The sequence below is a fragment of the Oleiphilus sp. HI0067 genome, assembly GCF_001635735.1.
The window spans coordinates 1-1,171 of record NZ_LWFI01000241.1; the positions used below are offsets into that span (position 1 = coordinate 1).

3 protein-coding genes are annotated in these 1,171 nt (G+C 43.1%); all 3 read left to right on the plus strand.

Annotated elements, in window-relative coordinates; all coding sequences use genetic code 11:
* The coding region (locus A3739_RS03160) for a CheB methylesterase domain-containing protein (RefSeq protein WP_197471998.1) at window positions 1-301 on the plus strand (301 nt) is incomplete at its 5' end.
* A 91-nt stretch (window positions 302-392) separates the two neighbouring features.
* The gene (locus tag A3739_RS03165) at window positions 393-698 is read left to right on the plus strand and encodes an STAS domain-containing protein (protein WP_068473743.1); all 306 of its coding nucleotides are present in this window, start codon (window positions 393-395) and stop codon (window positions 696-698) included.
* A gap of 91 nt (window positions 699-789) precedes the next feature.
* Window positions 790-1,171 (plus strand): hypothetical protein (locus A3739_RS03170; RefSeq protein ID WP_156502300.1); only part of this gene is annotated, 382 nt, incomplete at its 3' end.

The following is a 1,171-nucleotide window of genomic DNA, read 5'->3' on the forward strand; positions in this document are numbered from 1 at the left end:
AGCGCTCTTAGATGGTGAAAAAGTAAACGGACATATTCCATCGGTTGAAGTCTTATTTGATTCAGCAACGGCCGAACTTGGTAAGTACTGTGTTGGCGCAATGTTGACGGGAATGGGGGCTGATGGAGCCACCGGAATGTTAAGAATGCGACAAGCAAAAGGGCATACAATTGCACAAGATGAGGCAAGTAGCGTGGTGTGGGGAATGCCCGGCGCAGCAGTTAAACTGAATGCTGCAGTAGAAGTGCTGCCCATACAGCGGATTGGGCCGGCATTACTTAATGCATGCAAAATTACATAATTGCTCATTAGTTCTCAAATTAATTACGCGAGTTTCGCAATCTTTACTACGCTATGTGCGGTAATACCAACACTGAAAAAACGAGGGCAGTATGTCGGTGAATGTGAGCTACCAAGGTAGTGACCAAACCTTAAAAATCGCAATAGATGGCAGATTTGATTTCAGTCATCACGCAGCTTTTAGAGACGCATATGAGAGCGCTGAAACACAAATTTCATCTTACGAAATTGATCTCAGCGAAACCTCTTATATAGATAGTTCGGCCTTAGGAATGTTGTTGCTACTTCGTGATCATGCTGGTGGTGCGGATGCGAAAATCGCAATAAATCATTGCAATGATGATGTAAAAAAAATCCTTAAAATTTCCAATTTTGAGCAGCTGTTTTCTATCACTTAATATATCTATGCGCCGATAAACACTTGTCGGCATGATCTTTGTATCGTTGATTGCATAATTAATTATTAAATAACGTTGTTCGTTAAAAATTATGCAGCAATTGTCATTACTTCCAGTGTCCGGTGCACCGAACTCAGAGTTAATTGAGACGGGAGCAGCGACGGTTAAAGCCCAGAATGGCTCGTCTGAGGCCTTCGGTAAGGTTTTTAATAAAGCTCAAACTAAGGTAGAAAAATCAGAACCCTTAGGCGCACATTCCGGCGATCAAACAGCCTTGTCTAATTCAATATCGCATTCGGCAAGTCCTCAAGCTCACGATGAAAGTGGCAATCCGTTACCGCCAAAAGACGGAGAATTGCCGCAAGCCGATCAGCCCGAATGGAATGGATTAACTAATTCAGCCAGTACAGATGAATTCGATTCCACGGCCGCATTCGTATCAGGGCAAGGTGATAGTGGGATTAATTCATCAG

Bases quoted from the DNA above. Each gene is read 5' to 3' on its own strand.
- A3739_RS03165 (WP_068473743.1), top strand. From the start codon at position 393: ATGTCGGTGAATGTGAGCTACCAAGGTAGTGACCAAACCTTAAAAATC.